Below are 25,246 nucleotides of genomic sequence, written 5' to 3'. Positions count from 1 at the left end.
CCCCATCGTGCCGCCCCCGCACCCCCTGCGCCGGCCGCCCCGCACGCCCCCGCCACCCCCGTCCCGCCCCGTGATACCGGGCCCCTGACACGGACAGGTGAAATCCCCGCGCCGTCTCCCCGCCCGCGGACGGCCTTGCCGCCGCCGCACCCCGCCGAGAAGATCCTGCACCGAAGCTACCGCTCGGTAATCCACCGATCCCGGCACGAGGGGGCACCCATGAGCACCACGAACAGGACTATCGGCACGACGGACGCGACGGACACGACAGGTGTGACGGACGTGGCGGACACGACGGACACCGCGAGCACGACGGGAAGGACGGGAACGACGGCAGCGGGGGGAACGCACGGCGCGGCGGGCGCGGCCCCCGGCCCGCGCACCGCTCCCGCGCACCGCCGCGGCACCCGCCGTCCCTCCGGCCCCGCGGGCCGCGGCCCCGGGCCGGCCGGGAACCGCGGCCCCACCCGCGCCCCGTACCTGTCCCGCACCGGCGCCGCGCAGCACCGCCCGGCCACCCCGGCCACCCCGGCCGGCGCAGCCCGCACCCCCCTCCCCGCCCCGGACACCCCGCTCCCCACCCCCGGTGCCCGGCGCCGCGCCCACGAGGGCCGCCCGCACCGGTGGTTCGCCCACCAGCTGCTGCTGACCCTCAGCGGCCAGCGCCCCGTCCACGTCCTCCTCGGGCACGCGCTGCCCGCCGCCTACGACCGGCTGGCGGAGCTGGCCCCGCTGACGCCGCTGCGCCCGTACGTCGCTCCGGGCCGCCGCGCCCCCGTCCCGACGCTGCACGAATGCGGCCTGTGCCGGCCCTGCGACGGCGTCATCGAGGCGTTCGCCCGGATCGCCACCGGCGCGCGCCTGAGGGCCCTCGCCTTCCGCCTGGAGCTCGGCGCCGACACCCGCTGGCGCTGTGCCGCCCTCGACATCGGCCCGGCCCAGGCCACCGGCGCCCTGGTCACCTAGAGCCCGGTGCCACGCGCGGGCGGCGCGCAACGCGAAGGGCGCCCCGGGCCGGTTTCCCGGCCGGAGCGCCCTCCGAATCGGCTGGCACCTGTCCCGATGGGTCAGGCCCTAACGCGGTGCGCAGCTCACTTCTTGCGGCGCCGTCCGGCGCTCTTCTGGGCCTTGCGCCGCTCCGCGCGGGTCAGACCGTCCGCCTCGGAACGGGCCGGGCCGTCGGCCTCGTCGTCGCTGACGAAGTCGCCCTCGATGACGCTGCCGTCGCCGTCGACCTTCGGTGCGGTGAAGTGCAGCCGGTCGGGACGCTGCGGCGCCTCCAGGCCCTTGGCGTGGATCTCCGGGCGGCCCGCGCCCGCGGGGACGGCCTCGGCCACGTCCTTCTCCAGGGACGCCGGCTCCGCCGTGTCCGCCACCGGGACCTCCTCGACCTGCTGCTCCACCTGGACCTCCAGGTTGAACAGGTAGCCGACGGACTCCTCCTTGATGCCCTCCATCATGGCGGTGAACATGTCGAAGCCCTCGCGCTGGTACTCGACCAGCGGGTCCTTCTGGGCCATCGCCCGCAGGCCGATGCCCTCCTGGAGGTAGTCCATCTCGTAGAGGTGCTCACGCCACTTGCGGTCCAGGACGGACAGCACGACCCGGCGCTCCAGCTCCCGCATGATCTCCGAGCCGAGCTGCTCCTCGCGGGCCGCGTACTGCTCGTGGACGTCGTCCTTGGCGGCGTCGGCGATGAACTCGGCGGTGATGCCCGCGCGGTCGCCGGCCTCCTCCTCCAGCTCCTCGATCGTCACCTTGACCGGGTAGAGCTGCTTGAACGCGCCCCACAGGCGGTCCAGGTCCCACTCCTCCGCGAAGCCCTCGACGGTCTCCGCCTGGATGTAGGCGTCGATCGTGTCGTCCATGAAGTGCTTGACCTGCTCCTGGAGGTCCTCGCCCTCCAGGACGCGGCGCCGCTCGCCGTAGATGACCTCGCGCTGGCGGTTGAGGACCTCGTCGTACTTGAGGACGTTCTTCCGCGTCTCGAAGTTCTGCTGCTCGACCTGCGACTGGGCGGAGGCGATCGCCCGGGTCACCATCTTGTTCTCGATCGGGACGTCGTCGGGAACGTTGGCCATCGCCATGACCCGCTCGACCATCTGCGCCTTGAACAGCCGCATCAGGTCATCGCCCAGGGAGAGGTAGAACCGCGACTCGCCGGGGTCGCCCTGACGGCCGGAACGACCGCGGAGCTGGTTGTCGATACGCCGCGACTCGTGCCGCTCGGTGCCGAGGACGTAGAGCCCGCCGAGCTCCTTGACCTCCTCGAACTCCGCCTTCACGGCCGCCTCGGCGCGCTCCAGCGCGGCCGGCAGCGCCGCCGCCCACTCCTCCACGTGCTCGACGGGGTCGAGCCCCATCTGCCGGAGCTCCGCCTCGGCGAGGGTGTCGGGGTTGCCGCCGAGCTTGATGTCCGTACCGCGGCCGGCCATGTTCGTGGCGACCGTCACCGCGCCCTTGCGGCCCGCCTGGGCGACGATCGTCGCCTCCCGGTCGTGCTGCTTGGCGTTGAGCACCTCATGGGCGATACCGCGCTTGTTGAGCTGCTGCGAGAGGTACTCGGACTTCTCGACGGAGGTCGTGCCGACCAGGATCGGCTGGCCCTTCTCGTGCTTGTCCGCGATGTCCTCGACGACCGCGTCGAACTTCGCCGGCTCGGTGCGGTAGATCAGGTCGGCCTGGTCCTTGCGGACCATGGGCCGGTTCGTCGGGATCGGGACGACGCCGAGCTTGTAGATCTGGTGGAACTCGGCGGCCTCGGTCATGGCCGTACCGGTCATGCCGGAGAGCTTGTCGTAGAGGCGGAAGAAGTTCTGCAGGGTGATCGTGGCGAGCGTCTGGTTCTCGTCCTTGATCTCCACCCCCTCCTTCGCCTCGATGGCCTGGTGCATGCCCTCGTTGTAGCGGCGGCCGGCGAGGATACGGCCGGTGTGCTCGTCGACGATCATGACGTCGCCGTCGATGACGACGTAGTCCTTGTCGACCTTGAACAGTTCCTTGGCCTTGATCGCGTTGTTGAGATACCCGACGAGGGGGGTGTTGACCGACTCGTACAGGTTGTCGATGCCCAGCCAGTCCTCGACCTTGCTGACACCGGACTCGTGAATGCCGACGGTGCGCTTCTTCTCGTCGACGTCGTAGTCGCCGGTCTCCTCGACACCGCGCTGCGGATTGGCCGCCTCACCGCGCTTCAGGCGCTGCACCAACTTGGCGAAGTCCCCGTACCACTTGGTGGCCGAGTCCGCCGGGCCGGAGATGATCAGCGGCGTACGGGCCTCGTCGACGAGGATCGAGTCGACCTCGTCGACGACCGCGAAGTTGTGGCCGCGCTGGACCAGTTCGTCCTGCGACCACGCCATGTTGTCGCGCAGGTAGTCGAAGCCGAACTCGTTGTTCGTGCCGTACGTGATGTCGCAGTTGTACTGCTCGCGGCGCTGGGCCGGCGTCATGTCGGCGAGAATGCAACCGACGGTCAGGCCCAGGAATTTGTGGACCCGGCCCATCATCTCGGAGTCGCGCTCCGCCAGATAGTCATTGACCGTGATCAGGTGGACACCCTTGCCGGACAGGGCGTTCAGATACGTCGGGAGGGTACCCACCAGGGTCTTGCCCTCACCGGTCTTCATCTCCGCGACATAGCCGAGGTGAAGGGCCGCGCCACCCATCAACTGGACATCGTAGTGCCGCTGGCCCAGCACCCGCTTGGCGGCCTCGCGGACCGTGGCGAACGCCTCGGGCAGCAGGTCGTCCAGGCTCTCGCCGTCCGCGTAGCGCTCCTTGTACTCATCGGTGAGCGCCCGCAGCTCGGCGTCGGAGAGGGCCGCGAAGTCCTCCTCGATGGAGTTGACCTGGCCCGCGATGCGGTGCAGCTTGCGCAGGATCTTTCCTTCGCCTGCACGCATGATCTTCGTCAAGACGGACACTTGGGCTGGTCTCCTTGCCGGTCGGGCCTGCACGGTCGAGTGCGCGGGCGCGGCATATTTCCAAGGGGGCAGGCCCCGCCGCAACGGCCATCGTAAAGGAGGACGCCGTCCGGCCGGGAGGTCCGCCGCAGCCAAGGCCACCGACCCCTTGCCACGTCAACGCACGAGCCCGCGAGAAGGTGCCGGGAAAGTACCCGGAATGCCACCGGGAAGGTACCGCGAAGGTGCCGGGAATCACGGCGAAAACGGTTCGCCGCACCCCCCGCGGCCCCGCAGACTCGCTCCATGAAGCCCGTCACCCTCAGCACCGAGCGCCTCCTGCTGCGCCCGTTCGAGCCTTCCGACGCAGCCGCCGTCCACACCGCCTGCCAGGATCCCGAGATCCCCCGCTGGACGAGCGTCTCCTCCCCGTACAGCCGTGCGGACGCGGAGCGGTTCGTCGGCACGGTCGCCCCCGAGGGCTGGCGCGACGACACCACCTACACCTTCGCGGTCGTCACCCGGGCCGACGGATCCCTGGTCGGCTCCATGGGCCTGGTCCGGCTCGCCCAGCTGCGCACCCCCGAGCGGCAGGCCGAGCTCGGCTACTGGACGGCGAAGGAGCACCGCGGCAAGGGCTACACCGCCGAGGCGGCCCGCGCGGTACTGCGCTGGGCGTTCCGCGACCTCGGGGTGGAGCGGATGGAATGGCTCGCCGAAGCCGGCAACGAAGGCTCCTGGGCGGTCGCCCGCAAGGTCGGCTTCCAGAGGGAGGGCACCCTGCGCGCCAAGCTGGTGGCCGGAGGCACCCGCCGGGACGTGTGGATCGGCTCCCTGCTCCCGTCCGACCTGCCCCCGGAGCCCGCGCCGCCCACTGCGGCCCCCACCACGGTCGCCGACCGCACGCCCTACCTCCCCCACCGCGGCTGACCAGCGGAAAGACGCACACCGGGCGGCATTGTCAGTGCCCGCCCCTACCCTTTCCGGCATGACCGCAGTGACACAGCGGCAGCCGCCGCCACCCCCTGTGACCACCCTGTCCGCCGACGACGCCCGGCGGGCGGCGCTGCTGGCGCAGGGCCTGCTGGGCGCCCCGGACCGCCGGGCCGGCGTGCGGGGGGTGCTGCGGCATCTGGGCGCGGTGCAGCTCGACACGATCTCGGTGCTGGCCCGCTCCCACGAGCTGGTGCCCTACGCCCGCCTCGGCCCGGTCGGCCGCCCCGCCGTCGACGCCGCCTACTGGTCCGCCTCCGGCGGCGGCTCCCCGGCCGGGCCGCACAGCTTCGAGTACTGGTCGCACGCCGCCTGCATCCTGCCCATCGAGGAGTGGCCGCACTTCGCCTTCCGCCGCCGGGCCTTCCGCGCCCGGGGCCACCGCTGGCACGTCATGAAGGACTCCGCGCGCTCCTGCGCCGCCGTCCTGGACCGCCTCAAGGCCGAGGGCCCGCTGACCACCTCCGAGCTGGGCGGCGGCCGGAAGGGCGGCCCGTGGTGGGACTGGTCCGAGACCAAGATCGCCGTCGAATGGCTGCTGGACACCGGCGAGGTGGTCTGCACCGAGCGCCGCGGCTGGAAGCGGGTCTACGACCTCGCCGAGCGCGCCGTCCCCGACGCACTGCTCCACGACGACCTGGACGACGCCGCGTGCATACGGCGCCTGGTCGCCCAGGCGGGCGCCGCGATGGGCGTGGCCACCCGCGCCGACCTCGCCGACTACCACCGCCTCAAGGGCGGGCAGGTGGACGCCGTCATCGAGGATTCGGGGCTGGTGCCGGTGGCGGTCGAGGGCTGGGCGCAGCCCGCCTGGGCGGATCTGGCCGCGCTCGCCGGCCCGCCCCGGGGCCGGCACCGCACCACCCTGCTCTCCCCCTTCGACTCCCTCATCTGGGACCGCCGGCGGACGGAACGGATCTTCGGGTTCACCCACCGCCTGGAGGCATACGTCCCCAAGCCCCGGCGGATGCACGGCTACTTCGCGATGCCCCTGCTGGCCGGCGGCAAGCTGGTGGGCCGCGTCGACCCGGCCCGCGAGGGCACCACCCTGGTCGCCCGGCAGCTGTCGATGCAGAACGCCAAGGCCGTACGGCCCATGGCCCAGGCCCTCCAGGAGGCCGCACGCTGGGTGGGCTGCGACACCGTACGCGTCGACCGCTGCGACGACCCCCGCCTGGCCGCCGCGCTGCGCACCGAACTCACCCGCACCGCCGGGGAGGCGCCCACGGCCTGACGCAATCCCCGTAATTGGCGGCCCTCGGGGGCGCACATAGCCCCCCGGACAACCCCCTCACCGGCTCACCGACTCACCGGATTTCGAGGATCTTCTCCCGCATCGCATAGACCACGGCTTCCATCCGGGAATGCAGCTGCAACTTCTCCAGGATGTTGCGGACATGGTTCTTCACGGTGTTCTCGGAGATGAACAACTCCTTGGCGATATCGCGGTTGTTCATGCCCGTGGCGACGAGTTTGAGGACCTCCAGCTCGCGGTCGGTGAGCCGGGGCGCGGGCACCAGCCTGCGCTCGTCGGTGCGCTGGATCATCGACTTGAACTCCGTCAGGAGCTTGGACGCCATCGACGGGCTGATCTGCGACTGCCCGTCCGCGACGGCCCGGATCGCGGTCGCCACCTCGTCGGTGGAGATCTCCTTGAGGAGGTAGCCGGTGGCGCCGGCCTTGATCGCGTCGTAGAGATCGGCCTCTTCGTCGCTGATCGTCAGCATGATGATCTTCGCGCTGGGGGCCACCTCCTTGATGGAGGTACACGCCTCGATCCCGCCGCGCTTGGGCATCCGCACGTCCATCAGCACGATGTCGGGCAGCAGATCGGCGGCCTTGTCGACCGCCTCCGCGCCGTCCCCGGCCTCGCCGACGACCTGGATGTCCTCCTCCTGCGCCAGAACGATCTCCAGCCCCCGGCGGAAGAGTGCATGATCGTCCACAACCAGGACCCGGATCGGCTCCTTGCGCGGCACCCGGGCGGCGCCGCCCCCGTCAGGGCCCCCCGCGCCGCTGACGTCATCGTCCGCGTCACCACGCACGGGCCCGAAACCTTCCCCCACTGTTCCTCCCCGTCAACTACTCGGCCGAAGGGCCAGAGCTTGGATATAAGGCTGGTTGACAACAGCCCTTTGCGGCCGGCCCGATCAATGCCATACGACCGTCTCCCCGGCATGTCGCCGTTTCGTGCCCACATACTCCCCGGCTGGCACAAACACTATACGGCTTCAACTCCTGCCCTCCGCAGGCACGATGGTGCCCCCGGCGTGCGCCGGGGGCACCGAACGGGTGGGGGTCAGCCGCCCAGCGCGCCGCCTGCGCCGCCGGGCGATTCCTCTCCGAACGCATCGGAATTCAGGTGGATGACGCCGTAGTCGTAGGCGTGCCTCCGATAGACGACACTCGGCTGCTTGGTCTCGGCGTCGATGAAGAGATAGAAGTCGTGTCCGACCAACTCCATCTCGTAGAGCGCCTGGTCAAGCGCCATCGGCGCGGCCGAGTGGGTCTTCTCCCGGACGACCACCGGCCCTTCGCCCTGGATCTCCAGCGTTCCCATCCGGGTGGTCGGCACCTTTTCGCGTTCCGCGGCTTCCTCCGCGGCGGTCAGGCCATGGCCGTTCAGCCGTGCCGCGTCGGGGACGGCGAACGGGACCGCGCTCGCCGGGATACGGCCGTTGCCACGGCGCGAGTGACGCTTGTCGTGCTGCTTCCGCAGGCGCGCCTCCAGCTTGGCGGTTGCCAGGTCAAGGGCGGCGTACGGATCGGCTGCGGCAGCCTCGGCCCGGACCACCGGGCCACGGGAGCGGAGCGTGATCTCCACTCGGTCGGAACGGTCGGCCTGCCGCGGGTTGGTCTCCTTGGACACCTCGACGTCCAGGCTGATCACCTTGCCGTCGAGCTTCTGGACTTTGTCCAGCTTCAGCTTCTCGGCCACGTGCTTGCGGAACCGCTCGGGCACCTCGGTCTTGCGGCCCTTGACGACGATGTCCACGCAGAACTCCGTTCCCGGATCGCCCCGCTCAACAGGCGGAGCAGCTCCTTCTTGCACCAGGCCCCGGTGGGTGCCGGAGCCTCGGACTGGCGACTTTCACCTCCTCCTCCCCCAGGGACAAGCTCTCCACTCCCCTGTCTTCAGGATTGCTGTAAAAACCCCGAAACGCACGCATCACGACATCCGAGGCAAAGCGTCCGCCAAGTCCTCACAACCGAACATAGCTCTACTGGACGGATGTCGGCACCCCCTCGCGGCGACCAGCTCCGTTTGGGTGCGAATCGGCGCTCGTTACCAGCAACGTTCCTACCCACCGGCCGGTTCCAGATAATCCGCCGGGTGAACGGCCACCGGAGGCCACCGGGCCGGGTGGCCCGTGGCCTCCGGTGGCGGTGCCCCGATCACCCCGGTGAGAGCGACCACCGGGGTGATCCGGGCGCTGGTGGGGGGCCTGGTGTGGCGGGTGGACCGGGCGCTGGTGAAGCGGCCAGGGCACCGGCTCGGCCGGTGGGGCGGCCAGTCCACCGGAGGGAGCCACTCGGCAGGGGCGGCGGGGCAGGGCGCGGCAGGGCAGGGGGCAGCTCGGCCGCCGAACGGTGGTCCGGGCTCTGCGGGACGCGCTCCGACTACCTGGGGCCACCATGTCGGGCGCGCTCGGAGCGCCGGCGGGGGCGGAGGCCGGCGGGGATGGACAGTGGCAGGGGGCGGAGGGTGGCCGGGGGGACAGTGGGGCGACGGCGGCGGGCGGGCAGCGGTGGGGCCGAACAGTGGACTGGGGGCGGCGGCTGTGGGCGTGACGGCGGTGGTGGGCACGACGGCGGCTGTGGGCACGACGGCGGTGGGTGGCCACTTGCGGCGGGCGGTCGTCGTCGCGCCCGCCACGGCCGGTACCGGCCTCCCAGCCCCTCCTGATCGACCCGCGAAGTACCCGGCCGACCACACCCCGCCACCCTGGCCGCCGGCGCGGGTGAACCGGCCGACGCCAAACGACGCACCGAGCAGTAGCGGTCGTTGCCATGCCTGTGCGGTACCGGTCGTTGCCATGCCGATCCTCGCCAGGCTGGTCTTTGGCAGGCTGGTCTTTGCCTTGCTGGTCGTGTGCCATCCCGGTCGTTCTCACTCACGGAACGGTTGGCCGACAGTCCGCCTCGCCTCAAGAGCGGTCGGCCTCATCACCGAACCGAGCACCGCCGACCGGGCCCGCTCCTGCGTCGTTCCTCCTCGCCCCGACCGTTGCACCGCCCCGTCGGCACCGCACTGTCGCCCCACTACCGCACGTCCCACTACCGCACGTCGCCATGACGATCGCGCCGCCATGACGATTTCGGTGTCATGACGATCGTGGCGCCACGATCGATCGCGCCGCCCCAGCACGGCCGACCGACGGAGACCGCTCCACTACCGGTTGCACCCGCTTGCACGGCCAGTGCCCGGTGCACGCCCGCCCACCGGCGATCCGGTCTCCGGCCAGTGATCCGATCCCAGAGCGGTGATCTGATCACGCCCCGTCGGCAGGGAACGCGCCGCGAGGCGCCGCCACCACCGCCGCGCCGACCGGCCGGCCACCGGCAGCCGCGACCGCCCGCGCCGCTTCCGCGAGCGTGGCTCCCGTCGTCATCAGGTCATCCACCAACACCACTGGCGCCCCTGCCAGCAGCCTCCCGGCCATGCCCGGCACCGCCAGTGCGCCCGCGACGTTCACCAGCCGCTGCCGGGCGTTCAGGCCCGCCTGGTCCGCCACCACACGACACTGCCGCAGCAGAGCCAGCACCCGCACCCCGGCACTCTCCCGCCGCAGCTCACCAGCCGCAGCCAGCGCAATCCTGCGCACCGGATCGTGCCCCCGCCCGGCCACCGCACTCCGCGCCGACGGCACCGGCACCAGCAGGAGGGGGCCGCCCCCTCCCCCCACCCCCCGCACCGCCCCCGCCAAAACCGTTCCCAGCGGCCTGGCCAGCCGCAGAGCGCCGCGCTCCTTGTGCGCCAGCAGCACGGCCCGCACTTCATCGGCGTACGGCGCACCGGCCCACACCCGCGGCAGTCCCGCGGGCACCGGGCATGGCCGCACCCGCCGCGCGCCGCGCCCGTCCCGCGACAGCGCCCGCAGACACTTCACGCACAGTTCCGTACGCGGCCGGCCACACCCCGCGCAGTCGACCGGGAGTACCAGGCCGGCCAGCTCTCGCCACACCCCCTTCATGAGTCCACTGTCGCGGCGACGCACGGTCGGCCACCACCCCTGTGGACAACTCCCGGAATGCGGAGATCCTCATCACCCGATCGGGCTAACGGCCGCCAGCCGCCGCACCACCACACCCGCCGCACGGCCCCCGCGGCGGCGCCCCCGCCCGGCACCCGACCGTCGCGACCACATCCCACCGCCCCCTGTAAGCCGGACCGAGCCGGGAGACGAGGCAGGGAAACCGAGTAAGGGAACGAGTTAGGGAAACCGAGCGGGGGAACCGGGCAGGCAGACCAAGCCCGGAGACGGAACAGGAAGCCAGAGCGGAAAGAACCCCCACGGAACCGGACAGGGCGCCAGCAACACCGACCACCCGCGCCAGCCGGCCCCGGAACCCCGGGGCCTCAACCGGGACAGACCGGCCTCAGCCCGGATAGACCGGCGCGGTCCCGTCCTTGGCCACGGTCTTCCAGTTGGCGTCCGGAGGCAGGCGCACGATGCCCTCCGTGGCGTCCGCTATCAGCGGCCGGGTTTCGTCCTCCGAGGCCGCCACCGCCTTGACCCCGTTGACACCCGGCAGGGTCTGCGCATCGGACGCCGAGCCGTCGGTCTCCATGAACTGCATCTGCTGCACCCCGCCGGCCTCCCGGCCGACGACCACCAGCCGGCTGCCACCCGCCCAGGACGCCGCCACCACATCCTCCAACTGGGGTGCGATCGGCCGCAGTTCCTGCACCGACAGCACGGGGTGCGCGGAGGTGCCGCCCCGTTCGACGCGGCCGAGCTGAAGCGTCGTACGCCCCTTGTCCTCCACCAGGATCGCGATCCGGATACCGTCCGCGGCCACCTTGATCGCCTTGATCCGCCGCTGGCCGAGGCCGGGCACCGCGACCTCCTCGGCGTCGCCCTTGCCCTCGCGCATCCGCAGCAGCCTCGAGCCGTGCGCATCGCGGTCGGCGATCCACAGGTCGTCCAGACCGTCCCAACTCGGCGCGGTCAGGCCCTCATCCGCGTTCTTGTCGGTACTGGCGCTGGTAAGCAGAGGCCCGCCGCGATCGATGCCGTCCTGCATGCCGACCACGTACAGGGACCGGCCGTCACTCGACACCCCGGCCGCGGCGTTCTCGCCGCGCGAGATCGCGACCGAACGCAGCGGGGTCTTGCCGGTGCCGAACGGCCCGCGTATCGGTGTCGGTTCGGTGGCCGAGTCCGACATGGCGACGACTCGGTGCTGGGCGTCGATGAAGTACTCCTTGGCGGAGCGCCCGGAGCGCGCCGGGGCGGCGAAGTCCCGGTCGGCCTGATCCTGCGTCAGCGTGCACAGGGAGTTGCCGCTCTCGTCCTGGAGCTCGACCTGGCTGATCTTCGAGGCCCGCGTCATGTCCTGGACGGTGAAGAAGAGCTGAGCGGCCATCCGCTTGCACTGGGCGCTGTCGGTGCCGACCGCCTGTTTGCTGAGCTTGACCTGCAACGCGTTGGAGTCGTCCAGCGACAGGTCGCGGGCGGCGAGCCGGGTTCCGGGCGGGAACGCCGAAGACGTCACCTGGTTCAGCCAGTTGGTGGGCCCGGCGAGCAGTGCGTCCACGCTGGCGGTGATCGGTTTGATCCGCTGGCGCAGGTAGACGGGGTCCGCGACGAGTACGTTCTTGTGCGCCTTGGGGTCCTGCGACTCGGAGTTGTAGGCCGCGAAGTAGTACTTGTTGACGGAGCGGTAGATGCGCTGGAAGTCGGACTGGCCCAGCACCAGTCCGTTGGGCAGCCGGTCGATGCGCCACTGGTCCCCCTCCTTGATGAGGTGGATCGTCTCGCGGTACGGCTTCTCCTCGGGGGTGTAGGCGTGGTTGTCGTCGACCGTCGCCACCTGGCTGCCGGAGAGCGCGACCGTGTAGCCGTCGGCGTCGTCGCGGTTGGGGCCTGCCTGCGGTTCGGACTTGGGCCGTTCCTGGAGCACGTTGGTGACCAGGAACGGCCGCCAGGTGCGCTTCGCCGACTTCGCCAGGTACATCCTGGCCGTACGGAAATCCGCCTCGTCGCTGGTCGTCGCGTCGAGGAAGCTGCGCACGATGTTGGTGGGCTGTGCGCCGTCCTGCGGGGGTACGCCGTAGACCCGCACCTGCGAGTCCCCGTCGGAGCGCGGTGACTGGTCGACCGGTGTCACGTCCCCGCTGTCCGGCATGGACGCGCAGCCGGCCAGCAGTGCCGCCGCGCAGCCGAACAGAACGGCCTTCCGTACCGTGCGGGCGCCGGCTCCCCTCCGGGCGCGCCGGCGGAACGGTATGTTCACGCCGCGCTCGCCTCCGCGCTCAGTGCCCACTCGGTCCGCCTTCCCGATCCATGCCGCGTCCGGCCTCCCGCTCCGCCCCGCCGACGGCCGCGCCCTCGACGGCCGCTTCGTCGTGAGTCCGCTCCCCGGGAACCCCGTCGCCCTGGCCCGGTGCTGCAGGGCCCGACGTCCCAGGACTCGACATCCCAGGGTCCGACGCCTCGGCGCCTGATCTCTCGGGGCCCGACGTCTCCGGCTTCTCGGGGTCGTGCGCGCCGCGGACCGCCGTACCGTCGTACGCGCTCCCGCTGCCGCCGCGCGCCGTCCCGTCGCTCCGCGCGCCCCCGCTCTGGGGCACCACACGGGCGCCACTGCCGGGCAGCGCCGCCGGGTCCGCCGCCGGCCGGGCGGTGGTGCGCTGCTGCCCGGGGCGCGGCTGCGCCGGGATGGTGGACGCCTTGTCGTCCGCGCCGGTACGCGGCTGCCCCGTCGCGTCGAGGCCGCGGTTGCGCCGCGAGTCCTCGGGCTCCAGGGGGATCGGGGAGCCACGTAGCGTCTCGCCCGCCGTACGGGGCAGGGTCAGCCGGAACTGAGAGCCGCCGCCGGGCTCGCCCCACGCCTGGAGCCAGCCGCCGTGCAGCCGGGCGTCCTCGACCGCGATGGACAGGCCGAGCCCCGTACCGCCGGTCGTGCGGGCCCGCGCCGGGTCCGCGCGCCAGAAGCGGTTGAAGACGCGGGTCGCCTCGCCCGGCTTGAGGCCGACGCCGTAGTCCCGGACGGCGACAGCCACCGCGCCACCGCTGGGGCTGCCGGCGGACGCCAGCCGCACCACGACATCGCGGCCCTCGCCGTGCTCGACGGCGTTGACGACGAGGTTGCGCAGCACCCGCTCCACCCGCCGGGGGTCGGCCTCGGCCATGACGGGCTGCTCGGCGCCGCGCACCACGATGCGGGTGCCCTTGCGCTCGGCGAGCGGCTCGGCGCCTTCGATGACGCGGTGCACCACGTCGCGCAGGTCGACCGGCTCGGCCTCCAGCGCCGCCGCGCCCGCGTCGAACCTGCTGATCTCCAGCAGTTCCGCGAGCAGCGACTCGAAGCGGTCGAGCTGGCCGCGCAGCAGTTCGGCGGAGCGCGCGGTGGCCGGGTCGAACTCGTCGCGTACCTCGTGGATGACGTCGGCGGCCATCCGGACGGTCGTCAGCGGCGTCCGCAGCTCGTGCGAGACGTCGGAGACGAAGCGGCGCTGCATCCGGGAGAGCTCCTCCAGCTGCTGGATCTTGAGCTGGAGGTTCTGCGCCATCTTGTTGAAGGACTCGCCGAGGCGGGCGATGTCGTCCTCGCCGGTGACCTTCATCCGCTCCTGGAGGAGGCCCGCGGCCAGCCGCTCGGAGATCCCGGCGGCCATCCGTACGGGGGTGACGACCTGCCGCACCACGAGCCAGGCGATGGCGCCGAGCAGGATCACGACGAACACCCCGGCCGTCGCCAGCGTGCCGGTCACGAGCTTGAGCGAATCCTCTTCCTGGTTGAACGGGAAGAGGTAGTAGAGCTGGTACTGGTTGCCGTTGATGTCGTTGAGGCGCTTGCCGATGATCAGCGCCGACATCCCGTCGTTGGACCCGATGCGCTTGATCTGGGTGTACTCGCGGAACGTCCCGGGTTTGGTGTCCAGCTTGCGCCGCAGCTCGGCGGGCACGCTGCGCTCGGGGTCGACGTCCCCGGAGGCGCGCGGCCCGCGGGTGCCCGGGGTGGCGTCGCCGAAGGGCTCGTCGGAGTCGGAGCTGAGCGCCACGACCGAGAAGACGCCCTGCCCGCCGCTGGCGAGCTGCTCGACCAGGCTGGTCAGCCAGGTCGCGGAGTCCTGGCTGCCGCGGCTGGCGGCGCGGTTGCTGTCGTCGGGCCGGTTGTCGTCACCGCCGTCGGCCAGTTTCTGGGCGACCTCGAAGCCTCCCACGGCCTGGCTCTGGGCGGCCTGCGCCTTGGCCGTGAGCAGGCCGTTGCGGACCTGTCCGACGACCACGACGCCGAGCAGCAGCACCACGGCCAGCGACATCAGCAGGGTCGTCGCGACCACCCGGAGCTGGATGTTGCGGCGCCACAGCCGTAGCGCGGGCAGCAGGGGCCGCCGCACCCACCGGCTGAAGAGCCGCAGCAGGGGATGGACGGGCCCGCTCACCGCGCCGTCGGGCAGCAGCTGCCCGCCTCGCAGCAGCCACGCCGCCATCCGATCCGAAAAGGACATATCACCCGTCGAGCCGACGGTGCGCCCCCGCTTTCCCTCCGGGGTCGAACCGTCCCGGCTCATCTCAGCTGGGCCCGGCCTTGTAGCCGACCCCGCGCACGGTCACGACGATCTCGGGCCGCTCCGGGTCCCGCTCGACCTTGGAGCGGAGCCGCTGCACATGGACGTTGACCAGCCGGGTGTCCGCGGCGTGGCGATAACCCCAGACCTGCTCCAGCAGCACCTCGCGGGTGAACACCTGCCACGGCTTGCGCGCCAGCGCCACCAGCAGATCGAACTCCAGCGGAGTCAGCGCGATCGACTGCCCGTCCCGCTTCACCGAGTGCCCCGCGACGTCGATGACCAGGTCACCGATCGCCAGCTGCTCGGGCGCCGGCTCCTCCGACCGCCGCAGCCGCGCCCGGATCCGGGCCACCAGCTCCTTGGGCTTGAACGGCTTGACGATGTAGTCGTCCGCGCCCGATTCGAGGCCGACCACCACATCCACCGTGTCGCTCTTGGCGGTCAGCATGACGATCGGCACGCCGGACTCGGCCCGGATCAAGCGGCACACCTCGATGCCGTCCCGGCCGGGCAGCATCAGGTCGAGCAGCACAAGATCGGGCTTTGTCTCGCGGAACGCCGCAAGAGCCTTGTCGCCGTCCGACACGAACGACGGTTCAAAGCCCTCGCCGCGCAGCACAATGCCGAGCATCTCTGCCAGTGCGGTGTCGTCGTCGACGACCAGGACGCGTCCCTTCATTCGGCCATCATCCCATTACCTGATCGTGACTTACTCCATCGTGACGTGGAACACACCTCCGACAGCCCGTCCCGGGTCACCGGAGACACCACTCCCGCCTCCGTGACGATCGCCGTCACCAGCTCTGCCGGCGTGACGTCGAAGGCCGGGTTGTAGGCATGCGCGCCCAGCGGCGCCACCGGAATCCCGGTGCCCGCCTCGGCTCCCGCCCCCCACATGTGCGGCAACGAGAACTCCGTCACTTCATGGCCCGGCCGCTGCTCCACCTCGATAGCGGCTCCCTCCTCGGTCTGCAGATCCACCGTGCTGGTCGGTGCCACCACGATGAACGGAACGTGGTGGTACCGCGCCAGCACCGCCAGCGGATAGCTGCCGATCTTGTTGGCCACCGCACCGTCCGCCGCGATCCGGTCCGCTCCGATCAGCACGGCGTCCACCTCGCCCGCGGAGAACAGCGATCCCGCGGCACCGTCCGCCAGCACCGTGTACGCCATACCCGCACGCGCCGCCTCGTAGGCGGTCAGCCGCGCCCCCTGCAGCAGCGGACGCGTCTCGTCCACCCACAGCCGCCGCAGCTCCCCGGCGCGGTGGGCCGCCAGCGCCACCGCCAGGGCGGTCCCCTGTCCCCCGGAGACCAGGGCACCCGTATTGCAGTGCGTGAGAATCCGGTGCGCGCCGCCCGGCAGCAACCGACCCAGCAGCGCCCGGCCGTGCTCCGCCATCCGCGTACTGGCCTCGATGTCCTCAGCGTGCACGGCACGCGCCTCGGCCAGCGCGGCTGCCGCGGCAGCCTCCGCATCGGCGCCGTCCGCCACCGCCCCGCGATACGCCGCAGCCGCGCGCTGTACGCCGTACGCCAGATTGGCCGCGGTCGGCCGGGCATGCGCCAGCGCCTCCGCCGCGTCATCGACGTCGAATCCCCGCGCCGCGGCCAGCGCGACGCCGTACGCGCCCGCGATGCCCAGCAGCGGCGCCCCACGCACGGCCAGTGTGCGGATCGCCTGAACCAGCGCCGGCACGTCCGTGCAGGCCAGCTCGGCCTCCTCCACCGGCAGCCGCGTCTGATCAAGAAGGACCAATACCGGTCCCTCGGGTGGTTCCGCCCAGCGCAACGACGGAATCGTGAGCGTCCCGGATACCTCGTGCTGATCAGCCATCCACTCAGTCTGCCGCCGACCACCCGTCGAACAGAAGGTCCCCTTCCTCCAAGGGCGCGGGTACAAAGCGCCACCCTCCATGACACGATGACTGACACCGCGGACCCCGGACCCCCGCCGCCGCAGCGGACGGGCAGCAAGAAGGAGCGACGATGGACAACTCTCCGGGCTGGGCCTCGCCCGGATCCGCCCCCTCCGGCGAGCCGGACCGCGGCACCCAGGAGCAGCCCCCTCAGCCGTCCGGCCCGGAAGACCACCCCGGCGGCGCGTCCGAGCAGCCGGCCCACCCGAATTGGGCGAGCAAGCAGCCGCCCGCCGGGCAGTGGACGGCCCCGGCCGGCATCCCCGGCCAGAGCGGCCCCGGCGGCCGGGGCGCCAAGGGCACCACCGGCGACCGCACCCGCGCCTCGTCCGGCGGCTCCGCCGCGCCCGGCTGGGGCACCCCGCCGGGCCCCGGAAAACAGGCCACTTGGGGCGCCGGACCCGGATGGGGCGGCGGCTGGGCCGCGATGCCGCCCGCCGCCAAGCCCGGCGTCATCCCGCTGCGTCCGCTCGGCGTCGGCGAGATCCTCGACGGCGCGGTCGCCACCATGCGCGCCCACTGGCGCACCGTGCTCAGCATCTCGCTGATCGTCGCGATCGTCTCGCAGACCGCCAACACGATCGTCACCGGAGTGTGGCTGCAGGGCACCGGCCACAACCCCGCCCTCGACGCCGGCGGCAACCCGCCGCTGCGCCAGGCCCTCAGCGACATGAGCGACTCGCTTGCCGGCTCCGCCATCTCCTCGCTGATCCGGCTGCTCGCCACCATCATCGCCACCGGATTGCTGACCATGGTCGTCAGCCGCGCCGTGCTGGGCCGCCCGGCGACCGCCGGGGAAGCCTGGCGCGAGGCCCGCGGCCAACTCCCGCGTCTGCTCGGCCTGCTCGTCCTGCTGCCGTTGCTCATCACGGCCGTATTCGCGGTCGGTATGGTGCCCGGACTCGTCGTCATGGCCGGCGGCTCGTTCGCCACGGGCCTGACCCTCACCCTGCTCGGCGGGCTCGCCGCCACCGTCGTGAGCATCTGGCTGGGGGTCCGCTACAGCCTCGCCTCCCCCGCCCTCATGCTGGAGAAGCAGGGCGTCATCGCGGCCATGCGCCGCTCCGCCAAGCTCGTACGCGGCGCCTGGTGGCGGGTGCTGGGCGTCCAGCTCCTCGCCTACCTGCTGGTCGCCATCGTCCAGTTCATCATCCAGATTCCGGCCACCCTCATCGCCTTCATCATCGGCGGCGAGAACCTCATGGACTGGGCGAACGGCACCAGCAACGGCACCGGCTGGCCGTTCCTGATCGTGCTGGGCATCGGCGCGATCATCAGCTCCACCATCACCTTCCCGATCAGCGCCGGTGTCACCGTGCTCGTCTACGTCGACCAGCGCATCCGCCGCGAGGCACTCGACCTCGAACTCGCCCGCGCCGCCGGCCTCCCCGGCTACGACACCGAACCCGCCACCCCGGCCCCGGCCACCACCGGTCCTACCACCACCCCGGCACCCAGGCCCCCCGCCGACGCCCCACCGGCCGACGGCCCCACGGCTGACTCCCCGTCGGACAGCACGGAGGAACAGCCGACAGCGGATCAGCAGACGGAGCATCACCTGACAAAGACTCAACCGGCGGCGGCGCGCAAGGAAGCGCCGGACAGCGCCACGGCAACCGGCACCGATACCTCCGCCGCCGCCAACGCGCCCAAGGACGCCTCCGCCGACATCCCCGGCCCGCGCCCGAGCGACGCCACGCCGGGAGGCTGATGCGGTGACCACCGGGGGGAACACAGCCGCGCTCATGCGCCTCATCGCGCGCGACGACGACATACCGGTACGGATCCCACGCGACCCCGCCCGGGAAGCGGCCCAGCGCGAGCTGTCCGATCCCCGGTACCACCAGCACGACCCCAACCCGGTCCAGCGGGCCCTGAATTGGCTGTGGGACCGCATCGGGGACCTCTTCCACACCGCCGCCGGGGCCACCCCCGGCGGCTGGACCGGACTCCTCGCCATCGTGGCGTTCGTCCTCCTGCTGGCCATCGCGCTCCGCCTACGGCTCGGGGCACTGCGCCGTACTCCGACCACCGGCGGCACGCTCTTCACCGACGCCCCCCGCACCGCCGCCGAACACCGCGCAGCCGCCGACCGGCACGCCGCCGAAGGCCGCTGGAACGCGGCGATCCAGGACCGGATGCGGGCCATCGTCCTCGCCCTCGAAGAGCGGACCCTGATCACTCCCGGCCCCGGCCGCACCGCCGGCGAGGCCGCCGCCGAAGCCGGCCGGGCGCTCCCCCCGCACGCCGGCCAACTGCGCACCGCGGCCCGCACCTTCGACGACGTCACATACGGCGGCCGCCCCGGTACGGAACAGGCATACGCCCTTCTGACCGACCTCGACACCGAGCTGCGACACGCCAAGCCCCACCTGGCCGCCACCCCGACCAGGAGCCGCGAATGACCACGGCCACCACCGTCACCGCCGCTCCCGGCGCCACCGCGCGACGCCTGTGGGCCCGCTCCCGCGGTCTGCTGCTGGCGCTGCTCCTGCTCGTCGTCAGCGGACTGGTCCTGGCGGCCCTGCAGTCCGGTGAACAGTACGGCCGGCTCGACCCCCGCTCTGCGGACCGGACCGGAAGCCGCGCGCTCGCCCAACTCCTGTCCGCCCATGGCATCACCACCGGCGTCGTGACCACCGCCGAGGAGGCCGCCGCCGCGGCCGGCCCGCACACCACTCTTCTCGTCGCCGATCCCGACGTCCTGACCGCAGACCAGCTGGCCACCCTCTCCACGGCGACCGCCCACACCCCCGGCCGCACCGTCCTGCTCGCCCCGGGCCCCGGGTCCCTCCAGCTCCTCGCCCCCGGAGTCCAGGCCAGTCCCGCGCTCACCAACGCCCCTCGCCGTCCCGCCTGTTCGCTGCCCGCCGCCCGCAGCGCGGGCGATGCCCTCCTCGGCGGCGTCCGCTACGAGACCACCGCCCCCGCGGCCGACCGCTGCTACCCCGGCGGCGGTCTGCCCACCCTGCTGCGCCTCCCGGCCCCCGGCACGGACCGCGACACCGTACTCCTCGGCTCCCCCGACTTCCTGTACAACGTCCACCTCGCCGAGCGCGGCAACGCCTCGCTGGCCCTCCAACTCCTCGGTGCGCACAAGCATCTGGTCTGGTACCTCCCCTCCGTCAGCGACCCGTCATCTGCACAGGACAACCAGCCCGGCCTCCTCGATCTCATCCCCTCCGGCTGGAACTGGGCACTGCTCCAACTCGCCATCGCCGCCGTATGCGCAGCCCTCTGGCGCGCCCGCCGACTCGGCCCCCTCGTGCCGGAACGACTCCCCGTCACGGTCCCGGCCGCCGAAACGACCGAAGGCCACGCCCGCCTCTACGAACAGGCCCACGCCCACGACCGGGCCTCCGCCGTCCTGCGCTCAGCGGCCCGCACCCGGCTCGCCCCCCTCATCGGCGTGCCCCCCGGGCACGCCCACACCCCGGACGTCCTTCTCCCGGCCATCCAGGCCCACTTGACCACCGCAACGATCCCGGCAACCGACCTCCACGCACTGCTCTTCGGCCCCGCTCCCGCGGACGACAAGGCCTTGGTGCGCCTGGCCGACCAACTCGACGCACTCGAAAACTCGATCGTTTCCCAAGAGAGGCACGCCCCCCGTGAGCACCCCGACCGCTGACAGCGCCCGAGCCTCCCTTGAGGAACTGCGCACCGAGATAGCCAAGGCCGTCGTAGGCCAGGACCCCGCCGTCACCGGCCTGGTCGTCGCGCTGCTGTGCCGCGGTCACGTACTCCTCGAAGGCGTCCCCGGCGTCGCCAAGACACTGCTCGTCCGCGCTTTGTCGGCGACCCTCGAACTCGACACCAAACGCGTCCAGTTCACTCCCGACCTCATGCCCAGCGACGTCACCGGCTCGCTGGTCTACGACGCCCGCAACGCCGAGTTCTCCTTCCAGCCCGGCCCCGTCTTCACCAACCTCCTTCTCGCCGACGAGATCAACCGCACCCCGCCCAAGACCCAGGCATCCCTGCTCGAAGCCATGGAAGAGCGTCAGGTAACCGTCGACGGCACGCCCCGCCCGCTCCCCGAACCGTTCCTCGTGGCCGCCACGCAGAACCCCATGGAATACGAGGGCACATACCCGCTCCCCGAAGCCCAGCTCGACCGCTTCCTGCTGAAGCTGACGATGCCGCTCCCCGCCCGCCAGGACGAGATCGACATCCTCACCCGCCATGCGACCGGCTTCAGCCCGCGCGACCTGAACGCCGCCGGTCTTCGCCCCGTCGCCTCCGCCACCGACCTCGAAGCAGCCCGAGCCGCGGTCGCCAAGACCACGGTCTCCCCCGAAGTCACCGGCTATATCGTCGATATCTGCCGTGCCACTCGCGAATCCCCCTCGCTGTCTCTCGGCGTCTCCCCCCGAGGAGCCACCGCCCTGCTGTCCACCTCACGCGCCTGGGCCTGGCTCACCGGTCGCGACTACGTCACCCCCGACGACGTCAAAGCCCTGGCTCTCCCCACACTCCGACACCGCGTCCAGCTCCGCCCCGAAGCGGAGATGGAAGGAGTCACCTCAGACTCCGTGATCAACGCCGTGCTCGCTCATCTCCCCGTCCCCCGCTGAGGCAAGACCGTGGCCCTCACCGGACGCACCGCCCTCATCGCCGCACTCGGAGCCCTCTTCGTCGGCTTCGTACTGCCCAGCTGGCTCGGGATCCTGATCGTCCAACTCACCCTGCTGATAGCAATCTTGTGCGATCTGACACTCGCCGCGCCAGTGCGAAGGCTCCATTTCACCCGAACCGGTGACACAACAGTTCGACTAACGGGCGAAGCCCACATCCACCTCACCATCACCAACTCCGACCGTCGCACCCTGCGCGCCCAGATCCGCGACGCCTGGCCCCCGAGCTCCTTCCATCCCGGCTCCGACATCCCCGCGTCCCGCCACACCGCCCGCATCCCCGGCGGCGAACGCCGTCGCCTGACCACCACGCTCCACCCCACCCGCCGGGGAGACCACCACGCCGTCCGCGTCACGGTCCGCTCCTACGGCCCACTCGGTTTGGCAGCCCGCCAGGGCAGCCACCACGTCCCGTGGACCCTGCGCGTCCTGCCCCCCTTCACCAGCCGCAAGCACCTCCCCGCCAAACTCGCCCGGCTCCGCGAACTCGACGGCCGCACCAGCATCCTGACCCGCGGAGAAGGCACCGAATTCGACAGCCTCCGCGACTACACCCACGGCGACGACACCCGCTCCATCGACTGGCGCGCCACCGCCCGCCGGCAGACCCTCGCCGTCCGCACCTGGCGCCCCGAACGCGACCGCCGCATCCTCCTCGTCCTGGACACCGGCCGCACCTCAGCCGGCCGCGTCGGCGACACGCCTCGCCTCGACGCCTCCATGGACGCCGCTCTGCTCCTCGCAGCCCTCGCCGCCCGCGCCGGCGACCGCGTCGACCTGCTCGCCTACGACCGCCGCGTACGCGCTTCCGTACAAGGCCGCACCGCCCGCGACCTCCTGCCGGCCCTCACCGACGCCCTCGCCCCCCTCGAATCCGAACTGGTCGAGGCGGACGCCCGCGGCCTGGCCGCCACGATCCACCGCCGCACCCCACGTCGTTCCTTGATCGTCCTCTTCACCGGCCTCGACACGGCCCCCGTGGAGGAGGCCCTGCTGCCCGTCCTCCCCGGCCTCACCCAGCGCAACGAACTCATCGTCGCCGCCGTCGCCGACCCCCGCATCGAAGAAATGGCCGCCGGCCGCCACACCCCTCAGGCCGTCTACGCAGCGGCAGCCGCGGAGCAGACCCGCGCCGCCCGCCGCCGCACCGCGGACCGCCTCCGCCGCCAGGGCATCACGGTCATCGACTCGACCCCGGCTCACCTGGCCCCCGACCTGGCCGACGCCTATCTCACCCTCAAGGCCGCCGGCCGCCTCTGACCACTCCCGCCGCCCACCCAAGACGGCCCCAACTTCCAGCCCTGCACAGCGACGACCAATGACTGCGACGCGGCGCTGAAGACACACAAGACACAGTTGAAGAGCGCCTCGGCCGTACCCACACGCACACCTACGGCTGCCCCTCGCCCCTTCTCAGCCCTCCGCCCCCTCCTCCTGCAGCATGGCCTCGGCGGGACAGCACCCGTGCCGAGGGAGCAATCCACTCACTCCACTCGCCCCGGCACCAACTACCTCCCGGTGGTCCCCTGTCCAAAAGTTTCCTACAAACGCAGAAAGGCCCCGCACCATACGGTGCGGGGCCTCCCCACAAAGATTGTTCGGCGGCGTCCTACTCTCCCACAGGGTCCCCCCTGCAGTACCATCGGCGCTGAAAGGCTTAGCTTCCGGGTTCGAAATGTAACCGGGCGTTTCCCTAACGCAATAACCACCGAAACACTATGAAGAAAACAAACTCCAGCCGGAACTAGGCGAGTTCGTTACTTCAGAACCTACACAGTGGACGCGAGCAACTGAGGACAAGCCCTCGGCCTATTAGTACCAGTCAACTCCACACCTTACGATGCTTCCATATCTGGCCTATCAACCCAGTCGTCTACTGGGAGCCTTACCCCATCAAGTGGGAGGGAGCCCTCATCTCGAAGCAGGCTTCCCGCTTAGATGCTTTCAGCGGTTATCCTTTCCGAACGTAGCCAACCAGCCATGCCCTTGGCAGGACAACTGGCACACCAGAGGTTCGTCCGTCCCGGTCCTCTCGTACTAGGGACAGCCCTTCTCAAGACTCCTACGCGCACAGCGGATAGGGACCGAACTGTCTCACGACGTTCTAAACCCAGCTCGCGTACCGCTTTAATGGGCGAACAGCCCAACCCTTGGGACCGACTCCAGCCCCAGGATGCGACGAGCCGACATCGAGGTGCCAAACCATCCCGTCGATATGGACTCTTGGGGAAGATCAGCCTGTTATCCCCGGGGTACCTTTTATCCGTTGAGCGACGGCGCTTCCACAAGCCACCGCCGGATCACTAGTCCCTACTTTCGTACCTGCTCGACCCGTCAGTCTCACAGTCAAGCTCCCTTGTGCACTTACACTCAACACCTGATTGCCAACCAGGCTGAGGGAACCTTTGGGCGCCTCCGTTACCCTTTAGGAGGCAACCGCCCCAGTTAAACTACCCACCAGACACTGTCCCTGATCCGGATCACGGACCCAGGTTAGACATCCAGCACGACCAGAGTGGTATTTCAACAACGACTCCACACCAACTGGCGTTGGCGCTTCAAAGTCTCCCACCTATCCTACACAAGCCGAACCGAACACCAATATCAAGCTATAGTAAAGGTCCCGGGGTCTTTCCGTCCTGCTGCGCGAAACGAGCATCTTTACTCGTAATGCAATTTCACCGGGCCTATGGTTGAGACAGTCGAGAAGTCGTTACGCCATTCGTGCAGGTCGGAACTTACCCGACAAGGAATTTCGCTACCTTAGGATGGTTATAGTTACCACCGCCGTTTACTGGCGCTTAAGTTCTCAGCTTCGCCAACCCGAAGATTGACTAACCGGTCCCCTTAACGTTCCAGCACCGGGCAGGCGTCAGTCCGTATACATCGCCTTACGGCTTCGCACGGACCTGTGTTTTTAGTAAACAGTCGCTTCTCGCTGGTCTCTGCGGCCACCCCCAGCTCAGACAGTAAATGTCATCACCAGAAATGGCCCCCCTTCTCCCGAAGTTACGGGGGCATTTTGCCGAGTTCCTTAACCATAGTTCACCCGAACGCCTCGGTATTCTCTACCTGACCACCTGAGTCGGTTTAGGGTACGGGCCGCCATGAAGCTCGCTAGAGGCTTTTCTCGACAGCATAGGATCATCCACTTCACCACAATCGGCTCGGCATCAGGTCTCACCCTTATATGAGAGACGGATTTGCCTATCTCTCGGGCTACACCCTTACCCCGGGACAACCACCGCCCGGGCTGGACTACCTTCCTGCGTCACCCCATCGCTTACCTACTACAAGTCTGGTCCGTCGGCTCCACCACTCCCCTTCACCCGAAGGATCCAGGGCGGCTTCACGGACTTAGCATCGCCTGATTCAGTATTGGGCGCTCCAAAGCGGGTACCGGAATATCAACCGGTTGTCCATCGACTACGCCTGTCGGCCTCGCCTTAGGTCCCGACTTACCCTGGGCAGATCAGCTTGACCCAGGAACCCTTAGTCAATCGGCGCAAGAGTTTCCCACTCTTGTATCGCTACTCATGCCTGCATTCTCACTCGTGAACCGTCCACAACTCGCTTCCGCGGCTGCTTCACCCGGCACACGACGCTCCCCTACCCATCACAGCAGGCGTTAGCCCTCATGCTGCAATGACATGACTTCGGCGGTGTGCTTGAGCCCCGCTACATTGTCGGCGCGGAATCACTTGACCAGTGAGCTATTACGCACTCTTTCAAGGATGGCTGCTTCTAAGCCAACCTCCTGGTTGTCTCTGCGACTCCACATCCTTTCCCACTTAGCACACGCTTAGGGGCCTTAGTCGATGCTCTGGGCTGTTTCCCTCTCGACCATGGAGCTTATCCCCCACAGTCTCACTGCCGCGCTCTCACTTACCGGCATTCGGAGTTTGGCTAAGGTCAGTAACCCGGTAGGGCCCATCGCCTATCCAGTGCTCTACCTCCGGCAAGAAACACACGACGCTGCACCTAAATGCATTTCGGGGAGAACCAGCTATCACGGAGTTTGATTGGCCTTTCACCCCTAACCACAGGT

Annotated in this window: 16 protein-coding genes and 2 rRNA genes (1 of these 18 running past the window's edge); 8 read left to right on the top strand and 10 right to left on the bottom strand. The window is 70.3% G+C overall.

Annotated features, from left to right (window positions below; genetic code table 11):
- Positions 1 to 219 precede the first annotated feature (219 nt).
- A complete protein-coding gene (locus tag GR130_RS41515) occupies positions 220 to 966 on the top strand; it encodes an Rv3235 family protein (RefSeq protein WP_328707543.1) in 747 nt (248 codons plus the stop codon).
- A gap of 125 nt (positions 967 to 1,091) precedes the next feature.
- On the opposite strand, the gene secA is transcribed toward GR130_RS41515, so the two are convergent.
- Positions 1,092 to 3,926, bottom strand: coding sequence for a preprotein translocase subunit SecA (secA, locus tag GR130_RS04510; protein ID WP_159503496.1), 2,835 nt, complete (start codon positions 3,924 to 3,926; stop codon positions 1,092 to 1,094).
- A gap of 285 nt (positions 3,927 to 4,211) precedes the next feature.
- Between secA and GR130_RS04505 the strand changes: the two genes are divergently transcribed.
- Both GR130_RS04505 and GR130_RS04500 read left to right on the top strand, forming a co-directional pair.
- Positions 4,212 to 4,835: a GNAT family N-acetyltransferase gene (locus GR130_RS04505; RefSeq protein ID WP_159503495.1), complete on the top strand. Its 624-nt coding sequence runs from the start codon at positions 4,212 to 4,214 to the stop codon at positions 4,833 to 4,835.
- Positions 4,836 to 4,893: 58 nt separating this feature from the next.
- A complete protein-coding gene (locus tag GR130_RS04500; RefSeq protein WP_159503494.1) occupies positions 4,894 to 6,132 on the top strand; it encodes a winged helix-turn-helix domain-containing protein in 1,239 nt (412 codons plus the stop codon).
- 73 nt (positions 6,133 to 6,205) lie between these two features.
- Here the strand turns inward: GR130_RS04500 and GR130_RS04495 are convergent, their stop codons facing one another.
- From GR130_RS04495 to mtnA, 7 genes are all read right to left on the bottom strand, one after another.
- Positions 6,206 to 6,964 (bottom strand): response regulator, encoded by a 759-nt coding sequence (locus GR130_RS04495; RefSeq protein WP_159503493.1) that lies wholly within the window; start codon positions 6,962 to 6,964, stop codon positions 6,206 to 6,208.
- A 233-nt stretch (positions 6,965 to 7,197) separates the two neighbouring features.
- Positions 7,198 to 7,893 carry a ribosome hibernation-promoting factor, HPF/YfiA family gene (gene hpf, locus GR130_RS04490; protein ID WP_159503492.1) on the bottom strand — a complete coding sequence of 232 codons (696 nt, stop codon included), beginning with the start codon at positions 7,891 to 7,893 and terminating at the stop codon, positions 7,198 to 7,200.
- A 1,498-nt stretch (positions 7,894 to 9,391) separates the two neighbouring features.
- Positions 9,392 to 10,093 carry a ComF family protein gene (locus GR130_RS04485; RefSeq protein ID WP_159503491.1) on the bottom strand — a complete coding sequence of 234 codons (702 nt, stop codon included), beginning with the start codon at positions 10,091 to 10,093 and terminating at the stop codon, positions 9,392 to 9,394.
- 406 nt (positions 10,094 to 10,499) lie between these two features.
- A complete protein-coding gene (locus GR130_RS04480) occupies positions 10,500 to 12,389 on the bottom strand; it encodes an LpqB family beta-propeller domain-containing protein (protein WP_159503490.1) in 1,890 nt (629 codons plus the stop codon).
- Positions 12,379 to 14,580, bottom strand: a complete 2,202-nt coding sequence (mtrB, locus tag GR130_RS04475; protein WP_236572792.1) for an MtrAB system histidine kinase MtrB — start codon at positions 14,578 to 14,580, stop codon at positions 12,379 to 12,381. Before mtrB ends, GR130_RS04480 begins: the two co-directional genes overlap by 11 nt.
- A 64-nt stretch (positions 14,581 to 14,644) precedes the next feature.
- On the bottom strand, positions 14,645 to 15,322 hold the full coding sequence (gene mtrA / locus GR130_RS04470) for a two-component system response regulator MtrA (protein WP_030416996.1): 678 nt from the start codon (positions 15,320 to 15,322) through the stop codon (positions 14,645 to 14,647).
- Positions 15,319 to 16,479, bottom strand: coding sequence for an S-methyl-5-thioribose-1-phosphate isomerase (gene mtnA / locus GR130_RS04465; protein ID WP_159503489.1), 1,161 nt, complete (start codon positions 16,477 to 16,479; stop codon positions 15,319 to 15,321). Before mtnA ends, mtrA begins: the two co-directional genes overlap by 4 nt.
- A 152-nt stretch (positions 16,480 to 16,631) precedes the next feature.
- Here mtnA and GR130_RS04460 point away from each other — a divergent pair, with 152 nt between their 5' ends.
- From GR130_RS04460 to GR130_RS04440, 5 genes are read left to right on the top strand one after another with little or no spacing between them, the layout of a single operon-like run.
- The gene (locus GR130_RS04460; protein WP_159503488.1) at positions 16,632 to 18,272 is read left to right on the top strand and encodes a DUF7544 domain-containing protein; all 1,641 of its coding nucleotides are present in this window, start codon (positions 16,632 to 16,634) and stop codon (positions 18,270 to 18,272) included.
- Between the two features lie 34 nt (positions 18,273 to 18,306).
- The gene (locus GR130_RS04455) at positions 18,307 to 18,966 is read left to right on the top strand and encodes a DUF4129 domain-containing protein (RefSeq protein ID WP_201304794.1); all 660 of its coding nucleotides are present in this window, start codon (positions 18,307 to 18,309) and stop codon (positions 18,964 to 18,966) included.
- On the top strand, positions 18,963 to 20,192 hold the full coding sequence (locus GR130_RS04450; protein WP_159503486.1) for a DUF4350 domain-containing protein: 1,230 nt from the start codon (positions 18,963 to 18,965) through the stop codon (positions 20,190 to 20,192). Before GR130_RS04455 ends, GR130_RS04450 begins: the two co-directional genes overlap by 4 nt.
- The gene (locus GR130_RS04445; protein WP_159503485.1) at positions 20,173 to 21,138 is read left to right on the top strand and encodes an AAA family ATPase; all 966 of its coding nucleotides are present in this window, start codon (positions 20,173 to 20,175) and stop codon (positions 21,136 to 21,138) included. Before GR130_RS04450 ends, GR130_RS04445 begins: the two co-directional genes overlap by 20 nt.
- 9 nt (positions 21,139 to 21,147) lie before the next feature.
- Positions 21,148 to 22,458 (top strand): DUF58 domain-containing protein, encoded by a 1,311-nt coding sequence (locus tag GR130_RS04440; RefSeq protein ID WP_159503484.1) that lies wholly within the window; start codon positions 21,148 to 21,150, stop codon positions 22,456 to 22,458.
- Between the two features lie 336 nt (positions 22,459 to 22,794).
- Here GR130_RS04440 and rrf read toward each other — a convergent pair.
- Positions 22,795 to 22,911: ribosomal RNA gene (rrf, locus tag GR130_RS04435) — 5S ribosomal RNA — on the bottom strand.
- A 79-nt stretch (positions 22,912 to 22,990) separates the two neighbouring features.
- A 23S ribosomal RNA gene (locus tag GR130_RS04430) occupies positions 22,991 to 25,246 on the bottom strand; it runs 867 nt beyond the window's last position.

The sequence above is a fragment of the Streptomyces sp. GS7 genome (assembly GCF_009834125.1).
Lineage (GTDB): Bacteria > Actinomycetota > Actinomycetes > Streptomycetales > Streptomycetaceae > Streptomyces.
The sequence above is the reverse complement of the archived record's forward strand: the minus strand, read 5'-3'. Positions and strand labels throughout refer to the sequence as shown.

Excerpts from the sequence above, each read along its gene's own strand:
- GR130_RS41515 (WP_328707543.1), top strand. The coding sequence starts at position 220 with ATGAGCACCACGAACAGGACTATCGGCACGACGGACGCGACGGACACG.
- GR130_RS04505 (WP_159503495.1), top strand. The coding sequence starts at position 4,212 with ATGAAGCCCGTCACCCTCAGCACCGAGCGCCTCCTGCTGCGCCCGTTC.
- GR130_RS04500 (WP_159503494.1), top strand. The coding sequence starts at position 4,894 with ATGACCGCAGTGACACAGCGGCAGCCGCCGCCACCCCCTGTGACCACC.
- GR130_RS04485 (WP_159503491.1), bottom strand. The coding sequence starts at position 10,093 with ATGAAGGGGGTGTGGCGAGAGCTGGCCGGCCTGGTACTCCCGGTCGAC.
- mtrB (WP_236572792.1), bottom strand. The coding sequence starts at position 14,580 with ATGTCCTTTTCGGATCGGATGGCGGCGTGGCTGCTGCGAGGCGGGCAG.
- mtrA (WP_030416996.1), bottom strand. The coding sequence starts at position 15,322 with ATGAAGGGACGCGTCCTGGTCGTCGACGACGACACCGCACTGGCAGAG.
- mtnA (WP_159503489.1), bottom strand. The coding sequence starts at position 16,479 with ATGGCTGATCAGCACGAGGTATCCGGGACGCTCACGATTCCGTCGTTG.
- GR130_RS04460 (WP_159503488.1), top strand. The coding sequence starts at position 16,632 with ATGGACAACTCTCCGGGCTGGGCCTCGCCCGGATCCGCCCCCTCCGGC.
- GR130_RS04455 (WP_201304794.1), top strand. The coding sequence starts at position 18,307 with ATGCGCCTCATCGCGCGCGACGACGACATACCGGTACGGATCCCACGC.
- GR130_RS04450 (WP_159503486.1), top strand. The coding sequence starts at position 18,963 with ATGACCACGGCCACCACCGTCACCGCCGCTCCCGGCGCCACCGCGCGA.